At 66.2% G+C, this 15,699-nt stretch carries 13 protein-coding genes and 4 tRNA genes; 13 read left to right on the top strand and 4 right to left on the bottom strand.

Going from position 1 to position 15,699, the window contains the following annotated elements:
• The 8 genes from RT456_RS19050 to ychF form a co-directional block, all read left to right on the top strand.
• The coding region (locus RT456_RS19050; RefSeq protein WP_313348970.1) for a tetratricopeptide repeat protein at nt 1–654 on the top strand (654 nt) is incomplete at its 5' end.
• A complete protein-coding gene (gene lolB, locus RT456_RS19045) occupies nt 651–1,313 on the top strand; it encodes a lipoprotein insertase outer membrane protein LolB (protein WP_313348969.1) in 663 nt (220 codons plus the stop codon). The genes RT456_RS19050 and lolB, both read left to right, overlap by 4 nt.
• Nucleotides 1,310–2,179 carry a 4-(cytidine 5'-diphospho)-2-C-methyl-D-erythritol kinase gene (gene ispE / locus RT456_RS19040; RefSeq protein ID WP_313348968.1) on the top strand — a complete coding sequence of 290 codons (870 nt, stop codon included), beginning with the start codon at nt 1,310–1,312 and terminating at the stop codon, nt 2,177–2,179. Before lolB ends, ispE begins: the two co-directional genes overlap by 4 nt.
• A 9-nt stretch (nt 2,180–2,188) precedes the next feature.
• Nucleotides 2,189–2,265 (top strand) — tRNA-Gln (locus RT456_RS19035).
• 136 nt (nt 2,266–2,401) lie between these two features.
• Nucleotides 2,402–3,361 carry a ribose-phosphate diphosphokinase gene (locus RT456_RS19030; protein WP_038692467.1) on the top strand — a complete coding sequence of 320 codons (960 nt, stop codon included), beginning with the start codon at nt 2,402–2,404 and terminating at the stop codon, nt 3,359–3,361.
• Between the two features lie 110 nt (nt 3,362–3,471).
• Nucleotides 3,472–4,086 carry a 50S ribosomal protein L25/general stress protein Ctc gene (locus RT456_RS19025; RefSeq protein ID WP_313348966.1) on the top strand — a complete coding sequence of 205 codons (615 nt, stop codon included), beginning with the start codon at nt 3,472–3,474 and terminating at the stop codon, nt 4,084–4,086.
• 80 nt (nt 4,087–4,166) lie between these two features.
• Nucleotides 4,167–4,745 carry an aminoacyl-tRNA hydrolase gene (gene pth, locus RT456_RS19020; protein WP_313348964.1) on the top strand — a complete coding sequence of 193 codons (579 nt, stop codon included), beginning with the start codon at nt 4,167–4,169 and terminating at the stop codon, nt 4,743–4,745.
• Nucleotides 4,746–4,897: 152 nt separating this feature from the next.
• On the top strand, nt 4,898–5,989 hold the full coding sequence (gene ychF / locus RT456_RS19015; protein ID WP_313348962.1) for a redox-regulated ATPase YchF: 1,092 nt from the start codon (nt 4,898–4,900) through the stop codon (nt 5,987–5,989).
• A 502-nt stretch (nt 5,990–6,491) separates the two neighbouring features.
• On the opposite strand, the gene RT456_RS19010 is transcribed toward ychF, so the two are convergent.
• The 4 genes from RT456_RS19010 to RT456_RS18995 form a co-directional block, all read right to left on the bottom strand.
• On the bottom strand, nt 6,492–6,860 hold the full coding sequence (locus RT456_RS19010; protein ID WP_313348961.1) for a hypothetical protein: 369 nt from the start codon (nt 6,858–6,860) through the stop codon (nt 6,492–6,494).
• Nucleotides 6,861–6,944: 84 nt separating this feature from the next.
• Nucleotides 6,945–8,216 (bottom strand): carbohydrate porin, encoded by a 1,272-nt coding sequence (locus RT456_RS19005; RefSeq protein ID WP_313348959.1) that lies wholly within the window; start codon nt 8,214–8,216, stop codon nt 6,945–6,947.
• A gap of 13 nt (nt 8,217–8,229) precedes the next feature.
• Nucleotides 8,230–9,834, bottom strand: a complete 1,605-nt coding sequence (locus RT456_RS19000; protein WP_313348957.1) for a CoA transferase — start codon at nt 9,832–9,834, stop codon at nt 8,230–8,232.
• Between the two features lie 181 nt (nt 9,835–10,015).
• The gene (locus RT456_RS18995) at nt 10,016–12,754 is read right to left on the bottom strand and encodes a TonB-dependent receptor (protein ID WP_313348955.1); all 2,739 of its coding nucleotides are present in this window, start codon (nt 12,752–12,754) and stop codon (nt 10,016–10,018) included.
• Nucleotides 12,755–13,002: 248 nt separating this feature from the next.
• On the opposite strand from RT456_RS18995, the gene RT456_RS18990 reads away from it, so the two are divergent.
• From RT456_RS18990 to tuf, 5 genes are all read left to right on the top strand, one after another.
• Nucleotides 13,003–14,013: an isoaspartyl peptidase/L-asparaginase gene (locus tag RT456_RS18990; protein WP_313348954.1), complete on the top strand. Its 1,011-nt coding sequence runs from the start codon at nt 13,003–13,005 to the stop codon at nt 14,011–14,013.
• Nucleotides 14,014–14,151: 138 nt separating this feature from the next.
• Nucleotides 14,152–14,237 (top strand) — tRNA-Tyr (locus RT456_RS18985).
• A gap of 28 nt (nt 14,238–14,265) precedes the next feature.
• Nucleotides 14,266–14,339, top strand: a tRNA-Gly gene (locus RT456_RS18980).
• 47 nt (nt 14,340–14,386) lie between these two features.
• Nucleotides 14,387–14,462 (top strand) — tRNA-Thr (locus RT456_RS18975).
• Nucleotides 14,463–14,503: 41 nt separating this feature from the next.
• The gene (gene tuf, locus RT456_RS18970; RefSeq protein WP_313348952.1) at nt 14,504–15,694 is read left to right on the top strand and encodes an elongation factor Tu; all 1,191 of its coding nucleotides are present in this window, start codon (nt 14,504–14,506) and stop codon (nt 15,692–15,694) included.
• Nucleotides 15,695–15,699 lie beyond the last annotated feature (5 nt).

Genomic DNA, 15,699 nt, shown 5'->3' with positions numbered 1-15,699 from the left:
AGGTTGCGCGCGGCCAATGCGCAGTACCTGCTGGGGCGCAAGGACCAGGCCTTCAGCGAGGTGCATGCCATCCAGTCCGATGCCAGCATCGACGACGAGGCCCGTCGCGATGCCTACCTGCTGGAGGCCGATCTGCGCCAGCGCAACGACGACCTGCCGGGCGAGCTGGATGCCCTGGCGCGCGGGCTGGCCGCCTATCCGGACGAGAACGGGCTGTTGTATGCCCGCGCGCTGGCCTGGGAGCGCCGCGACGATGTGCCGCGCGCCGAAGCCGACCTGCGCAAGGTGCTGGTCACCGAGCCGGAGAACGTGGCCGCCCTCAATGCGCTGGGCTACACCCTGGCCGACCGCACCACGCGCTACCAGGAAGCCCTGGAGCTGATCGACCGCGCGCGCGTGGCCGAACCGGACAATGCCGCCATCGTCGACAGCTACGGCTGGGTGCTGTACCGCCTGGGCCGCAACGAGGAAGCGCTGGTGCAGCTGCGCCGGGCCTGGACGCTGGCCAAGGACCCGGAGATCGCGTCCCACGTGGGCGAGGTGCTGTGGGTGCTCGGGCGCAAGGACGAGGCCCGCCGCTTCTTCGACGAGGCGCGCAAGCTGGACCCTGACAACCGCGCCCTGCAGCGCGTGATCGAGAAATACGGCGTATGAATCTGCGTTTCCCGAAGCTCGCCCTGGCGGCGGGCGTGGTGCTGTCGCTGTCGGCCTGCGTATCGCTGGATGAGCGCAAGGCACCGGCCGCCCCCGGCGTGGTGACCACCGTGTCGGCCGCCGCGCAACAGGCCGAAGCGGCGCGTGTCGACGCGCTGCGCGCGCAGCCGGACTGGTCCTTCCAGGGCCGGGTGGCGGTCAACAAGGGCCGCAATGGCGGCAACGGTCGCATCGACTGGCAGCAGCAGTCGCGCCAGTACGTGGTCGAACTCAGCGCGCCGGTGACCCGCCAGAGCTGGAAGCTGAGCGGCGACAGCCACCACGAGGGCGGCCGTCTGGAAGGCCTGGAGGGCGGCCCCCGTGAGGGCGACGACGCCCAGCAGGTGCTGCTCGAGGCCACCGGCTGGGACATTCCGGTCAACCAGCTGCCGGACTGGGTCCGTGGCCTGGTCGCCGCCGATACCGCCGCCGCCGAGCAGGTGGAGCGCGACGCCGATGGTCGGCCGCGCCGGGTGCGCCAGATGGGCTGGGAGGTCCAGTACCTGGACTGGTACCCCGCCGAGGGTGATCGTCCGGTGCTGCCCAGGCGGATCGAAGCGGTCAATGGCGACGCCAAGGTGCGCCTGGTGGTCGACAGCTGGGCGCTGGGCGGCCTATGAACGCGCTGGACCTGAACGCGGGCTGGTCATGGTGGCCGGCCCCGGCCAAGCTGAATCTGTTCCTGCACATCACCGGCCGCCGCAGCGACGGTTACCACCAGCTGCAGACCGTGTTCCGGCTGCTCGACTGGGGCGACCGGATCGGCCTGCGCCTGCGTGACGATGGCCAGGTGCGGCGTGAAGGGGCCTCCGTGGTCGGCGTGGCCGAGCAGGATGACCTCGCGGTGCGCGCCGCCATGATCCTCAAAAACCACGCCAACGTCGCGCAAGGCGTCGATATCGCCATCGAAAAGCTTATTCCTGCCGGCGGCGGCTTCGGTGGCGGATCGTCCGATGCGGCCACGGTGCTGGTCGCGCTCAATCGCCTCTGGGGCGTTGGCCTGGACGAGGACGCGCTGGCCGCATTGGGCCTGCAGCTGGGTGCTGACGTGCCGGTATTCGTGCGTGGCCGCAGTGCGTGGGCCCAGGGCATTGGCGAGCAGCTCACCCCGATGGCCCTGCCGCCGGCCTGGTATGTGCTCGCCGACCCGGGCGTTCACGTGCCCACCGCAGCACTTTTCGCCACCCCCGATTTGACGCGCGATGCTCCAGTGGCGAAAATAGCGGACTTCGCTTCCGGGTCTTTGCTCGGGAATGCGTTCGAGCCGGTGCTGCGCCGTCGCGAACCTGCCGTTGAGGCAGTGCTTGTGGCGTTGAACAGTATCGGCCGGGCACGACTCACCGGGTCGGGAAGCGGTTGTTTCGTCGAGTTCGCCACGCGCGCTGCTGCAGAGCAGGGCCTGGCGCGGTTGCCGGAGGAACTGCGGGCATGGGTGGCTGCGGGCGTGGAGCGCTCGCCACTGCTTGATGTACTCGAGCGTTATTGATTTTGATGCAGGGGCGTCGCCAAGAGGCCCAAGGCACCAGGTTTTGATCCTGGCATTCGGAGGTTCGAATCCTCCCGCCCCTGCCACTAGCGGAAGTCAGCCGCGTTCCCATGCGCACACCTGCGCGGGCACGGTCGATCTGCCGCGGTGTTGTCACCGCAGACACCCCCGGGTGCCTGCGGCAGAGTTCTCCGCCAATCGCTCCCGCCCGAGACCGTCATGATGCAAGATCACCCCAACCTGCTGGTATTTTCCGGCAACGCCAACAAGCGCCTTGCGCAGAGCATCTGCAAGGAACTGGGGGTGCGACCGGGCAAGGCGTTGGTGTCGCGCTTCTCCGATGGGGAAGTGCAGGTCGAAATCGAAGAGAACGTCCGCAAGCAGGACGTCTTCGTGATCCAGCCGACCTGCGCGCCCAGCGCCGAGAACCTGATGGAACTGCTGGTGCTGATCGATGCGCTCAAGCGCGCCTCGGTCAACAGCGTCACCGCGGTGGTGCCGTACTTCGGCTACTCGCGCCAGGATCGCCGCATGCGGTCCTCGCGCGTGCCGATCACCGCCAAGGTGGCCGCCAAGATGTTCAGCGCCGTCGGCGCCGACCGCGTCCTGACGGTGGACCTGCATGCCGACCAGATCCAGGGTTTCTTCGACATGCCGGTGGACAACGTGTATGCCTCGCCGCTGCTGCTCGCCGATATCTGGCGCGCCTACGGCACCGAAAACCTGATCGTGGTGTCCCCGGACGTGGGTGGCGTGGTGCGTGCGCGCGCCGTGGCCAAGCGCCTGGATGACGCCGACCTGGCGATCATCGACAAGCGCCGTCCGCGCGCCAACGTCTCCACCGTGATGAACATCATCGGTGACGTCGAAGGCAAGACCTGCGTGATGGTCGATGACATCGTCGACACCGCCGGCACCCTGTGTGCGGCCGCCGCGGCGCTGAAGGCGCGTGGCGCCCTCAAGGTGGCCGCGTACTGCACCCATGCCGTGCTCTCGGGCCCGGCCGTGGACAACATCAACAACTCCCAGCTCGATGAGCTGGTGGTGACCGACACCATCCCGCTGCGTGAAGAGGCGCGGGTGTGCAGCAAGATCCGCCAGCTCAGCGTGGCGGAAATGCTGGCCGAAACGATGCGCCGCATCGCGTTCGGCGAGTCGGTCAGCTCGCTGTACGTGGATTGATTCGTTTTTCCTGGCCGCCGGCAACGGCAGCCAGGGCCCCGGGGACGTCTGGTCGCGGACGTCCCTTTCATCGCCACGCCATTCCGGCACGGCACTACAGGTAGAAGAAAATGTCGAAGACCCATGAAATCAAGGTCACCAAGCGTGAACTGCAGCGTAAGGGTGCGAGCCGCCGCCTGCGTAACGCCGGTGTGATCCCGGCGATCGTGTACGGCGGTACCGCCGAACCGGTCGCCATCAGCCTGGACCACAATGCCATCTGGCTCGCCCAGCAGAACGAGTGGTTCTACTCGTCGATCCTGAGCCTGAACCTGGACGGCCAGATCACCCAGGTGCTCCTGCGTGACATGCAGCGCCACCCGCACAAGCAGCTGATCATGCACCTGGATTTCCTGCGCGTGGACGCCAATGCCGTGCTGACCGCCAACGTGCCGCTGCACTTCATCAACGAAGACACCTCGCCGGCCGGCAAGGCTGCCGACATCGTGGTCACCCACGAACTGAAGGAAGTGACCGTCAGCTGCCTGCCGAAGGACCTCCCGGAATCGATCGACGTCGACCTGGCTGACCTGAAGGCGGGCGATGTGGTCTACCTGTCGGACATCAAGCTGCCGAAGGGCGTCGAGATCCCGGCCCTGGCCCAGGGCAAGGACCACGACGACGCGATCGTCACTGCCAAGCACGGCAAGGTCGACGCCGCCGACGAAGAACCGGCTGCAGAGTAAGTGACTGCGGCGCCTGTCCTTCGGGGCAGGCGCCGTTTCTGTATGTACCGGCACAGGGCCGGTACCGACGAAGAAGAGTGATGACAGGATTGCGATTGATCGTTGGTCTGGGCAACCCCGGATCCGAGCACGCCCAGACCCGGCACAATGCCGGGTTTCGTTTCATTGACGCCCTGGCTGACCAGGCCGGCGCGCGCTGGAGCGTGGACAGCAAGCTGTTCGGCGAGACTGCCAAGGTTGACATCGCCGGGCAGCCGGTATGGCTGCTCAAGCCCGCCACCTTCATGAATCTCAGTGGCAAGTCGGTCACCGCCGCACAGCGTTTCTGGAAGATCGAACCCGAAGAAACCCTGCTGGCGCACGATGAGCTGGACCTGCCGCCCGGCGTGGCACGGCTCAAGTTCGACGGCGGCCATGGCGGCCAGAACGGACTGCGCGACACCATCCGCCTGCTGGGCCATGGAAAATTCCACCGCCTGCGCGTTGGCATCGGCCATCCCGGCCACAAGGATCGCGTGGTGCCTTGGGTGCTCGGCCGCGCCAGCAAGGACGATGACGTGCTGATCGGTCGTGCGGTTGACGATGCGATCGATGTGCTGCCGCTGGCAGTGAAGGGCGATTTCAGCGAAGCGATGAAGCGCCTGCACACCCCGAAATAAACCGCGCGCCGCCGCACAATGAACCGGGCGGCATGCACACGGCAGGTACCGACGGTTGGTCGGTACGCCAATGATCGTCAGGAACTGATTGGTAAGACGACGGAACGATCGCGTCGGTTTACCAATCACTTTCACCCCAGAGGTTGTCAAAGATGGGTATCAAATGCGGCATCGTCGGCCTGCCCAACGTCGGCAAGTCGACCCTGTTCAACGCGCTGACCAAGGCGGGCATCGCCGCGGCCAACTTCCCGTTCTGCACCATTGAACCGAACGTCGGCATCGTGCCGGTGCCGGATCCGCGCCTGAACGAACTGGCTGCGATCATCAACCCGCAGAAGGTCATTCCGACCGCCGTGGAGTTCGTGGACATCGCCGGCCTGGTTGCCGGTGCCGCCAGCGGAGAAGGCCTGGGCAACAAGTTCCTGGCCCACATCCGCGAAGTGGATGCGATCACCCACGTGGTGCGCTGCTTCGAGAACGCCGACGTCATCCACGTCAACAACAAGGTCGACCCGCTGTCGGACATCGACACCATCGACACCGAACTGGCGCTGGCCGACCTGGACAGTGTCGAGAAGGCGCTGAACCGCGCCGAGCGCGCCGCCAAGGGTGGCGACAAGGAAGCGGCCGCACGCAAGCCGGTGCTGGCCAAGCTGCAGGCCGCGCTGGCCGACGGCAAGGCCGGGCGTTCGGCCGGGCTGGACGAGGAAGAGAAGGCGCTGGTCCGTGACCTGTTCCTGCTCACCCTCAAGCCGGTGATGTACATCGCCAACGTGCTGGAAGACGGCTTCGAGAACAACCCGCACCTGGACGCCGTGCGCGCCCGCGCCGCCGAAGAAGGTGCGCAGGTGGTGCCGGTATCGGCCGCGATCGAAGAAGAGCTGTCGCAGCTGGACGATGAAGACCGTGACACCTTCCTGGCCGATCTGGGCCTGAAGGAGCCGGGCCTCAATCGCGTCATCTACGCGGCGTACCAGCTGCTGGGCCTGCAGACCTACTTCACCGCAGGCGTGAAGGAAGTCCGCGCCTGGACCGTGCGCAAGGGCGCCACCGCGCCGCAGGCCGCCGCCGTGATCCACACCGACTTCGAGAAGGGCTTCATCCGCGCTGAAACCATCGCGTATGACGACTTCATCAAGTACAAGGGCGAAGCCGGCGCCAAGGAAGCCGGTCGCCTGCGCCTGGAAGGCAAGGAATACCGCGTCCAGGAAGGCGACATCCTGCACTTCCGCTTCAACGTCTGAGCTGTAGAGCGGACTGGTAGAGCGGACTTGTAGAGCGGACTTGTAGAGCGGACTTGTAGAGCGGACTTGTAGAGCGGACTGTTAGTCCGCTGCCCCCTCCGCTAGAAAATAAAAAAAACGCCCCGCCCACCGCGGGGCGTTTCTGTTTGGACAATAATTCGCCACGCCCCGGAACCATTGCGGCGCAACCTTCAACGGACTTGTCCACAACAAACCCCCACGGCTTTCCACGCACGGTGTGGAAAACTCGAGCGGCGCGCGTGCAATCAATGGTGATTATTTCACCACGCACTGGAATCCGTTGCGGCAGCTGCGTCGGCCCCGCTTATCCACACGATTCTCCCGTGTCTCTCCACATGCGCTGTGGAGAACGTGGACGCCGCCGATTACCGCGCCAGCCACGCAGGGCGTGGCTCTACGACGTAGAGCCACGCCCTGCGTGGCTGCATGTAGAGCCACGCCCTGCGTGGCTACCCGTAGTGCCACGCCCTGCGTGGCTGCCCTAATAATGGTAAAGCGTCAGGTCTTTCAACGGCTGGCGAAACAGCGCAGCGCCGTTCGCATCGAGGCGACCCCGCAGCACCAGCGTGTGCACGCCCACCGCCACGTCCTCGCCGGTATCCGAGCGGATGCTGGCCTCGATGCAGTCCCCGGGTTCATAGCCCGCCGTCCTGATCACCAGGTTCAGGTCGACCTGATGATCCACGCCGCCCCGCACCCGCCGGTTGTCGGGGCCCGTCACCCAGTAGAGCTTCTTCACCTTTCCCTGCGGTCTCACCGTCACCACATCGCACGCCGCCGCGTCCTGGATCGCCTGCGCGCCGCGCGGAAGGGAACTGCAGGCGACAAGCAGCAGGGCGGCCAACACCATGAGCAATAGTCTGACGGTCATATCCGGTGGCGCCCGTGCGCAGTGAGGTCCCATGCCAGGCAGCACGGTACCAGCTCCAGGCAGCTAGAACGTCACCCGCGCCCGCAGGCTGAACACCCAGAGCACACTCTCGTTTGGATTGGTCGAGGGGTCGATCACCGCTTGGATATCCGGCGTGATCGCCAGGTTCCGCGTGATATGGAACCGGTAGAAGGCCTCGGCCGTGTACTGCGAACGCAGCACGGACGCCGCAGGATCGGCCCAACCCAGACCGATGCCGACCAGGTTGGACGGCTGCCCGGTCGGACGCCAGCCCACGCCGCCGGCCAGCGTCTTCTCGACCGCCCAACCCTGCGAGAAGCCGCCGCGGAAGAACACCATCGTGCGTTCCGACAGCATCCGGTTCACATTGAAGGCGACGCCGTGGGACTTGGGCGTTCCATCGTCCTGCGCGTTGCGGTACCAGCCGCTGACATGCATGTTGTCGCTGTCGGTCGGCCCACGCCCGGCGATCGGCACGCCGGCGCGGGGCCGCCCCGTCCAGCCCACATCGAAGTGGTAGAAGTGTTCGGAGGTATTGAAGAAGTCGTCCACCGTGCTGCCGGTGTCGTCGCTGTGCGAGGTGTACATGCCCGCCTGCAGGTACAGGCCATTGGCGGTGGGGTACCACGCCGCGACGGCGCCGAAGCCGCGCAGGGGCGACTGGATGCTGGGGCTGGTCGAGAACGCCTGGCTCAGGAACTGCCGGTTGTCGTCGAAGAACGGGTAGGCATTGACGAAATTCGGCGCGAAGATCTTGCCCACGGTGTACTGGAAGCGGTTGCCGAACAGATTCTGGCGGATGTAGGCCTGGGTCACGCCCAGGTCGAACCGGCCCCAGGTCGCCGCGGTGGGCACCAGCGAACCGGCACCGAACCCGGCGAACAGCGGTGGCTGGTCGCTGCCGAACACGGGCCGACGGTCCTCCACCGCAACGGCCACCACCAGCGCTTCCGGCGTGCCCTTGCGGAACAGCTCATAGGCCATGTTCAAGGTCAGTTTGGAGCCGGTGGCGTTGTGCTGGTCGATCAGGCTGTCGGAGTAGTTCTGGTGCAGCAGCCCGTACGACCCGCCGAAGGTCAGCCCGGTGCGTTCCTGCACGTCCTGTTTCCAGGCGAACCAGGGCTCAAGCCGCGAGTCGCGCGGGAACGGGCTGGCCGCCACCTCGGCGTCGGACGCCTCCTGGTCGCCTTCTGCGGACAACGTGCCCTGCAGCAGTGGCACGTGCGGGTCATCGTCGGCCGGGGCGTCCTGCGCGTGCAGCGGCGTGATCGACGCGACCATGACGATCAGCGTGCGGGAGAGTAGGGCGCGCATGGCAGATCCCCACTCAGCCCTGCCACGTGGGAAGGTCGCTGCCTCGCACGGCGACCAGCGGGTCACGCCAGCGTCCGGGCGTGCGCGACAGCTGCACCTGCGGTGCCAGCCGGGTGACCTCGCCGTACGGCGTCCTGCGCGTGATCGTCCGCGGCGGACCGATGCGATGGTCCGCCAGCAGCGGATTGAAGTCGGTGGTGGCGAACTGGCCGAGCGACTTGTACCACATCGCCGCACGGGTCAAGGACACGCGCACGTGGTAACTGCCGCCTTCGGTGGCACGCCGGCGCAGGGCGGCCAGAACACCGGCCGCGCCCAGATAGCCGGCGATGTAGTCGTTCATCACCAGGGTCGGCGGGAATCGGGGCGTGGTCCCCCCCCCCTCGGCCATGGTGAAGCCGGAGACGGTCAGTCCTTCCATGTCGAAGCCGGCGCGGTCGCGCCACGGGCCATCATGGCTGTAGCAGCGCACGGACAGGTACACGATGCCCGGTCGCTTGGCCGCGACCTCTTCAGGTCCGAAGCCGAGCCGATCGATCGCACCGCCGCGGAACGACTCGGCGAACACGTCGGTGGCCGGCAGCAGGGCCGCCATGCGGCGGTTCTGCGCCGCATCGGCCAGGTCCACGAAGGTGGAGCGCATGCCGACGTTGACGTCCATGACGAACGCCTCGTGCTCGAAGGCCTGGTCGCGCGCCACGTGCAGCACATCGGCGCCGTACTCGGCCAGCGTGCGCGATGCGGTGGTGCCTGCGATGACGTGGGTGCACGAGAGCACCTTGATGCCCGACAGCGGCTGGGTCGGGCGTGGTGCGAAGGGAATGGGCGCGCTGTCGCCGATCTTGACGATCTCCACCAGCGGCTTGCCGGCCAGGTGGATCCCCTCCGGGTGCGTGGACCATTCCTCGAACGTGCGGTGCATCGCGGCGGCGGCGCGCGCCTCCGCGAGCGCGGTTTCCAATGCTTCCCCGTCCCATCCACGCACGGCCTGCTGGATCGCCGGCAGGTTGGGCGGGCACTTCAGCGTGTTGAGGATGCGGTCGCCCAGGTGCGGGTAGGCCCCGGTGAGATTCATGAAGCGCCCATCCTTGGTTTCGAAGGCCCGGAAGGACATCGGGTGGCCCAGCCCCAGCGGCGCCTGCACCAGCAGGCCGTTGACGCTGGGGACGAAGGCCATGTTCTTCGGGATGGGGTCACTGGCGGGGATCTGCCCCGCACCCTGCTGCATGCGCAGCACCATGCCCACCATCGGATTGACGTTCCACACGGCATCGCGCAGGTCCAGCGCGACATCCTGGCCCTGGCCGGTGCGATCGCGCCAGATCGCCGCCGCACCCACGCCGGCGCCCATTGCAGGGATCGCCATGCTGGCGCCGATGCGGAAATGGCTGCGCAGGATAGGGTCTGCGCCGGTGAAGGTCACGTTGCCGCCGCCTGCGTCCGGCGTGCTTCCGATACTGCGCATGAAGGTGCCGAACTGCGCGGTGATGTCGAATGGCGCGTCGACCGGGGCAGCGCCTGCGATGCCTGCTGGCAGCTGCGACGCCATCACGGCACCCACGCCCGCCAGGGAGGCGTCCTTCAGGAAGTCCCTGCGACCCGTGTCGATCGGCTTCATGCGGCACCTCCCAGGTAGCGTTGCGCGTGGCAAGCGATTCAGTCACCCGCACGCTACTCGCCATTCACCCCATCCGATATCGGTAAAACGACGCAGTCACGTACCGTACTTTTACCTACGTCCAATAAAAAAGCCCGCCATTCCGGCGGGCTTTTCCACTATCGGCGCGAACCCCGTGGCCTCAGAGCGCACTGCCCCCGAACTTGTGCGTGTACTGCAGGTTCAGCGTACGGCCCACCGTATCGAACCAGGACACGTCGTAATACGGGTACGAGGTGTAGGTGGCGTCCTTCGGCGGCATCTTGTTGAACAGGTTCACCACCGACAGCGACAGGCGTGAGTGGTCGTCGAAGCGGTACTGCACCGACAGGTTGTAGCGGTAGGTCGCCTTCATCCACGGGCTGTCGCCGCTCTCCGGGTCGAAGCTCTGGTCGTAGCTGTCATAGGTCGGCAGCTTGCCCAGACGCGAGCCGTACAGCGTGGTCGACCAAGCCGCGTTCTCCCAGGTCAGGCTGGCGCTGGTCTTGGTGCGCGGGATGTCGAAGCCGCTGTTCACCGCGAACTGGTCCTCGACCACGTCGCCGGCGAACTGCTGGAAGTCGTGGCGCTGCACCCAGGTGTGGTTGCCGCTGACGATGAAGTCGCCCACGCCGGTGGTGAGGCGGTAGCGCAGGCCCACGTCGATGCCGCGGGTGGTTTCGCGGGCAATGTTGATCGGGCTGACGTGCACCCCGTACAGGCGGCCGTCGTCGGTGCGGGTGACCCGGTTGATGGCGTCCACGCAGGTCGGCGAGGCTGCATCTGCATCGCCCAGGCGGCAGGCCGCTTCATCGCGCAGGATGGTGCTCACGTCCATGTCCTGCACCTGGTCGCGCATGTCGATGTCGAACCAGTCCACCGACAGGTCCAGGCCCAGTGCAGGTGACCAGACCAGGCCGGCGCTCCACGAGGTACTGGTTTCCGGGTCGAGGTTGCGGTTGCCCTCGCGCGTGCGGATCAGGTTTTCCTCGTAATCCGAACAGTCGTCCGCACCGTCCACCGCGCAGGCGTAGTAGTCGTTGGCACTGGTCTCGTCGTTGCCCGGGCCGGCGTAAACGTAGTGCAGGTCCGGCGCGCGGAACGCGGTGCCGTAGGAGCCGCGCACCAGCAGCGTGTCGATCGGACGCCATTCGATGCCGCCGCTCCAGGTCGCCTTGCCGATCGTGTTGCCGGAATAGCGGTACTGGTCGAAGCGGCCGGCCACGCTCACGTTGAGCGTGTCGTGCAGCGGCAGGCGCAGCTCGGCGGCGGTGGCCCAGCGGTTGCGGCTGCCGTGGCCGTCCGAGTCCTTCCAGCTGTAGTAGTAATACTGCGTGGCCAGCGGATCGGGGTTCAGCGCATAGGACTGGTTGCCGAGCTCGGCCGTGGCCGCGAAGCCGGCCTTGCCGCCGGGGAGTTCGAACAGCTCGCCATTGGTCAGCGTCAGTGCGGCCGTATCGGTCCGCGACTTCGGCGTGTAGGTGGTACGCGCGGAAATCGAGTCGTACTCGGTGCGGGTCAGCGGCCGGTACAGGCGCGCCGGGTCGGCGTTGTAGATCGGGAAGCCGTCGTCGTCCTCGCCCAGCTGCGGGCCGAGGAACAGCTCATTGGCCTTGGAGGCGATGATCTGCGGCCAGCGGATCGAGGACTGGTACTGCGAGTGGCTCAGCGACGCCTCGTAGTCCCACGCCGTGCCCAGCGAACCCTTGAAGCCGGTGGTGACGCTGAAGGTCTTCTGGGTGCTGCGGATCATGCCGTTGCGCAGCCCGCCCATTTCTTCCGGCGAGAACTGGCGCTGCCAGAACTCCACCTGGTCGGTGGCCTGGTTGTAGAAGTAGCCGTCTTCATTGCCGTCGGCGGCCATGCGGCCCCACTGGGTCACATCGCGCATCAGCGCGATGTCGTGGTAGCCCAGCTGCACGTCGGCGAACCATTCGGCGCCGCTGTCGAAGCCGTAGCGGAGCGAAGCGTAGCCATTCGCGCCGCGGCGCTTGCTGAGGATCGTGCCGTAGCCGATCGAGCGGTCGCTGCCGCAGTAGAAGCCATAGCGCGGGCGCTCGGCGTAGTAGGTGCTGCCACGGTTCTGGCCGGCCAGTGCATCGCAGGTGGCCTGGCCCGGGTCCAGGTAGTCGTCGTTGTAGTCGGTGCGCAGCCAGGCGCGTCGCGCGGCACGCGCGCTTTCGGTGGGCGCGTCCAGGGTCGAGTCCTGCTGCGCGCGCTGGTAGGCCCACAGCGGCGCCTGCGACTGCAGTTCCACGCTGTACACCGCGCTGAAGCGGCCCGAATCGAAGCCGCTGGCGATGCTCATGTCGAACGACTCGCCACCGCCCTCGGTGGTGGTGCCCATGCGCACATCAACGGTGGTGCCATCGACCTGCTTCTTCAGGATGAAGTTGACCACGCCGGCAATCGCGTCCGAACCGTAGATGGCCGACGCGCTGCCGGTCAGCACTTCAATGCGCTCGATCATGCCCAGCGGAATGTTGGACACGTCGGTGAAGTTGCTGCGGCCCTGGAAGGGCATCGGGAAGTCGGCGATACGACGGCCGTTCACCAGCACCAGCGTGTGGTTCGGGCCAAGCCCACGCAGGTCGACCTGCTGCGCGCCCGGCGAGAAGTCGGCGCCGCTGGCCGACTGCTGGCTCTGGGTCTCACCGCCGTTCTGGGTCATCGACCGCAGCACATCCGGCACGCTGGTGAAGCCGCTGGCCTGGATCTGCTCGGCGGTGATCACGGTCACCGGGGCCGGTCCTTCCACCTGCGCGCGCGGGATGCGCGAGCCGGTGACCTGCACCGTGTCCAGCTGTTGTACCCCGGGAGCGACCGGGGCCTGGGCGCCCGCGGTTGCGGCCACACTCATCAACGCCAGCTGGATCGACCACGCCATCGCCTGTTTACGCATGAGAATTCTCAAGAAGAAATGCGGGCCTCGAGGGAGGCCTGGACCCCCATTCACATTCGGTGAACGGACGGCGCGCATTTAACGCCTTTTTTACGTCGTCCGCCAGTTGGCGCCCTTCAGGAAGGGAGGGCTTCGACCAACGGTCGATGCCTGCCAGATATCCGGGGCCGGGGTAGGTGCCGCCCGTTGGTCGGCACCGTGCGTCCGGTCCTGCATGATGGGCCGTCTCCCTCAACCCGGTCACCGCTATGCCCCTCCGATCCTCTCTGCTGCTCTCCCTGTGCCTGCTCAGCCCACTCGCCCAGGCTGCCGAACCGGTGCTGGTCATCCACGGCGGGGCGGGGGTGCAGCGCAAGGACCTGTCGCCAGCCGAGGAGAAGGCCGCGCGGGCGGCGCTGCGCCAGGCGCTGCTGCAGGGGCACCGGGCACTGGCGGCCGGCAAGCCGGCGCTGGAGGCGGTCACCGCCGCCATTACCGTGCTCGAGGACGATCCCAGCTTCAATGCCGGCAAGGGCGCGGTGTTCACCCATGACGGCCGCAACGAGCTGGACGCCTCACTGATGGATGGCGCCAGCCTGAAGGCGGGTGCGGTGGCCGGCGTGCAGCGCGTGCGCAACCCGATCCTGCTCGCCCAGGCGGTGATGCAGCAGTCCCCGCACGTGATGATGGTGGGCGAGGGTGCCGAGGCGTTCGCCGCCCGCCAGGGCATCACCCTGGTGGATCCGTCGTACTTCCGCACCGACAAGCGCTGGCAGCAGCTGCAGAAGGCGCTGAAGGAAGAGGCCAGCGGCCAGGCCCACAGCGATCTGGAGACCGCCCGCCACTTCGGCACCGTCGGCGCCGTTGCGCTGGACGCGCAGGGCCACCTGGCGGCGGGCACCTCTACCGGGGGAATGACCAACAAGCGTTACGGACGGGTGGGCGACTCGCCGATCATCGGTGCCGGCACCTATGCAAACGCCACCTGTGCGGTATCCGGCACCGGCTGGGGGGAGTACTACATCCGCACCGCGGCGGCCTACGACATCTGCGCACGCATGCAGTACCTGCAGCAGAGTGCTGCCGATGCAGGGCGCGCGGTGATCAATGAACGTATTCCCGCGCTGGGCGGCGACGGTGGCGCGATCGTGCTGTCGGCGGACGGTCGCGCCGCCACGCCATTCAACACGCAGGGCATGTATCGCGGCTGGATCGGCGCCGACGGCGTGCCGCACGTGGCGATCTTCGCCGACGAAGCGCTTGCACTGCCCGGGCAGTAAGCCGCGCTGTCGGGCCGATTCGCGATTCGTGTGAAAAAGTTGAAAAAGGGTGTTGACAGAACCCGCATTCACCCCCAAAATTCACGGCTCTTCCACCCCACACCGAAAACGCTTCGGCGCCACGGGACAGGGTGGTAAGGAGGGATACCCAAGCGGCCAACGGGGGCAGACTGTAAATCTGCTGGCTTACGCCTTCGGTGGTTCGAATCCACCTCCCTCCACCAGTTTCAGGTTGTGGCAAGAGCTTCCGATGCGGGAGTAGTTCAATGGTAGAACCTCAGCCTTCCAAGCTGATGGTGCGGGTTCGATCCCCGTCTCCCGCTCCATTGAATGAATTTGATTATCTTCAAATTCGTGCCATAATTCAAAACTCGCTCACGTAGCTCAGTCGGTAGAGCACCTCCTTGGTAAGGAGGAGGTCGAAGGTTCGATTCCTTTCGTGAGCACCATCTAAGTGCTACCCATTCAGACGATTTCGAGATAAGCAGCCATGGCCAAGGGTAAGTTCGAGCGCACCAAGCCGCACGTCAACGTCGGCACCATCGGTCACGTCGACCACGGCAAGACCACGCTGACCGCCGCACTGACCAAGATCGGTGCCGATCGCTTCGGTGGCGAATTCAAGGGCTATGACGCCATTGACGCCGCGCCGGAAGAGAAGGCTCGTGGCATCACGATCTCGACCGCACACGTCGAATACGAATCTGCCGTTCGCCACTACGCGCACGTCGATTGCCCGGGCCATGCTGACTACGTCAAGAACATGATCACCGGTGCCGCCCAGATGGACGGCGCGATCCTGGTGTGCTCGGCCGCTGACGGCCCGATGCCGCAGACCCGCGAGCACATCCTGCTGTCGCGCCAGGTCGGCGTGCCGTACATCGTCGTCTTCCTGAACAAGGCCGACATGGTGGACGATGCCGAGCTGCTGGAACTGGTTGAAATGGAAGTCCGCGAGCTGCTGAGCAAGTACGACTTCCCGGGCGACGACACCCCGATCATCTCGGGTTCGGCCCGTCTGGCGCTGGACGGCGACCAGAGCGACATCGGCGTGCCGGCCATCATCAAGCTGGTCGAGGCGCTGGACAGCTGGATTCCGCTGCCGGAGCGTGACGTTGACAAGGCATTCCTGATGCCGGTCGAAGACGTGTTCTCGATCTCGGGCCGCGGCACCGTGGTGACCGGTCGTATCGAGCGCGGCGTGATCAAGGTCGGCGAAGAAATCGAAATCGTCGGTATCCGCGACACCCAGAAGACCACCGTGACCGGTGTGGAAATGTTCCGCAAGCTGCTCGACCAGGGTCAGGCAGGCGACAACGCCGGTCTGCTGCTGCGCGGCACCAAGCGTGACGACGTCCAGCGCGGTCAGGTTCTCTGCAAGCCGGGTTCGATCAAGCCGCACACCGAGTTCGAAGGCGAAGTGTACGTGCTGTCGAAGGATGAAGGCGGCCGCCACACCCCGTTCTTCAATGGCTACCGCCCGCAGTTCTACTTCCGTACCACCGACGTCACCGGCGCAGCCAAGCTGCCAGAAGGTGTCGAGATGGTGATGCCGGGTGACAACGTGAAGATGGTGGTCACCCTGATCCACCCGATCGCGATGGATGAAGGTCTGCGTTTCGCCATTCGTGAAGGCGGTCGTACCGTCGGCGCCGGCGTGGTTGCCAAGATCATCAAGTAATCTGC

The sequence above is a fragment of the Stenotrophomonas sp. genome, from assembly GCF_032099025.1.
GTDB lineage: Bacteria > Pseudomonadota > Gammaproteobacteria > Xanthomonadales > Xanthomonadaceae > Stenotrophomonas.
The sequence above is the reverse complement of the archived record's forward strand: the minus strand, read 5'-3'. Positions and strand labels throughout refer to the sequence as shown.

Coding starts and splice junctions, on each gene's coding strand:
- RT456_RS19010 (WP_313348961.1), bottom strand. CDS start 6,860: ATGGTGTTGGCCGCCCTGCTGCTTGTCGCCTGCAGTTCCCTTCCGCGC.
- pth (WP_313348964.1), top strand. CDS start 4,167: ATGACAGGATTGCGATTGATCGTTGGTCTGGGCAACCCCGGATCCGAG.
- lolB (WP_313348969.1), top strand. CDS start 651: ATGAATCTGCGTTTCCCGAAGCTCGCCCTGGCGGCGGGCGTGGTGCTG.
- RT456_RS19005 (WP_313348959.1), bottom strand. CDS start 8,216: ATGCGCGCCCTACTCTCCCGCACGCTGATCGTCATGGTCGCGTCGATC.
- RT456_RS18995 (WP_313348955.1), bottom strand. CDS start 12,754: ATGCGTAAACAGGCGATGGCGTGGTCGATCCAGCTGGCGTTGATGAGT.
- ispE (WP_313348968.1), top strand. CDS start 1,310: ATGAACGCGCTGGACCTGAACGCGGGCTGGTCATGGTGGCCGGCCCCG.
- RT456_RS18990 (WP_313348954.1), top strand. CDS start 13,003: ATGCCCCTCCGATCCTCTCTGCTGCTCTCCCTGTGCCTGCTCAGCCCA.
- RT456_RS19000 (WP_313348957.1), bottom strand. CDS start 9,834: ATGAAGCCGATCGACACGGGTCGCAGGGACTTCCTGAAGGACGCCTCC.
- tuf (WP_313348952.1), top strand. CDS start 14,504: ATGGCCAAGGGTAAGTTCGAGCGCACCAAGCCGCACGTCAACGTCGGC.
- RT456_RS19025 (WP_313348966.1), top strand. CDS start 3,472: ATGTCGAAGACCCATGAAATCAAGGTCACCAAGCGTGAACTGCAGCGT.
- ychF (WP_313348962.1), top strand. CDS start 4,898: ATGGGTATCAAATGCGGCATCGTCGGCCTGCCCAACGTCGGCAAGTCG.
- RT456_RS19030 (WP_038692467.1), top strand. CDS start 2,402: ATGCAAGATCACCCCAACCTGCTGGTATTTTCCGGCAACGCCAACAAG.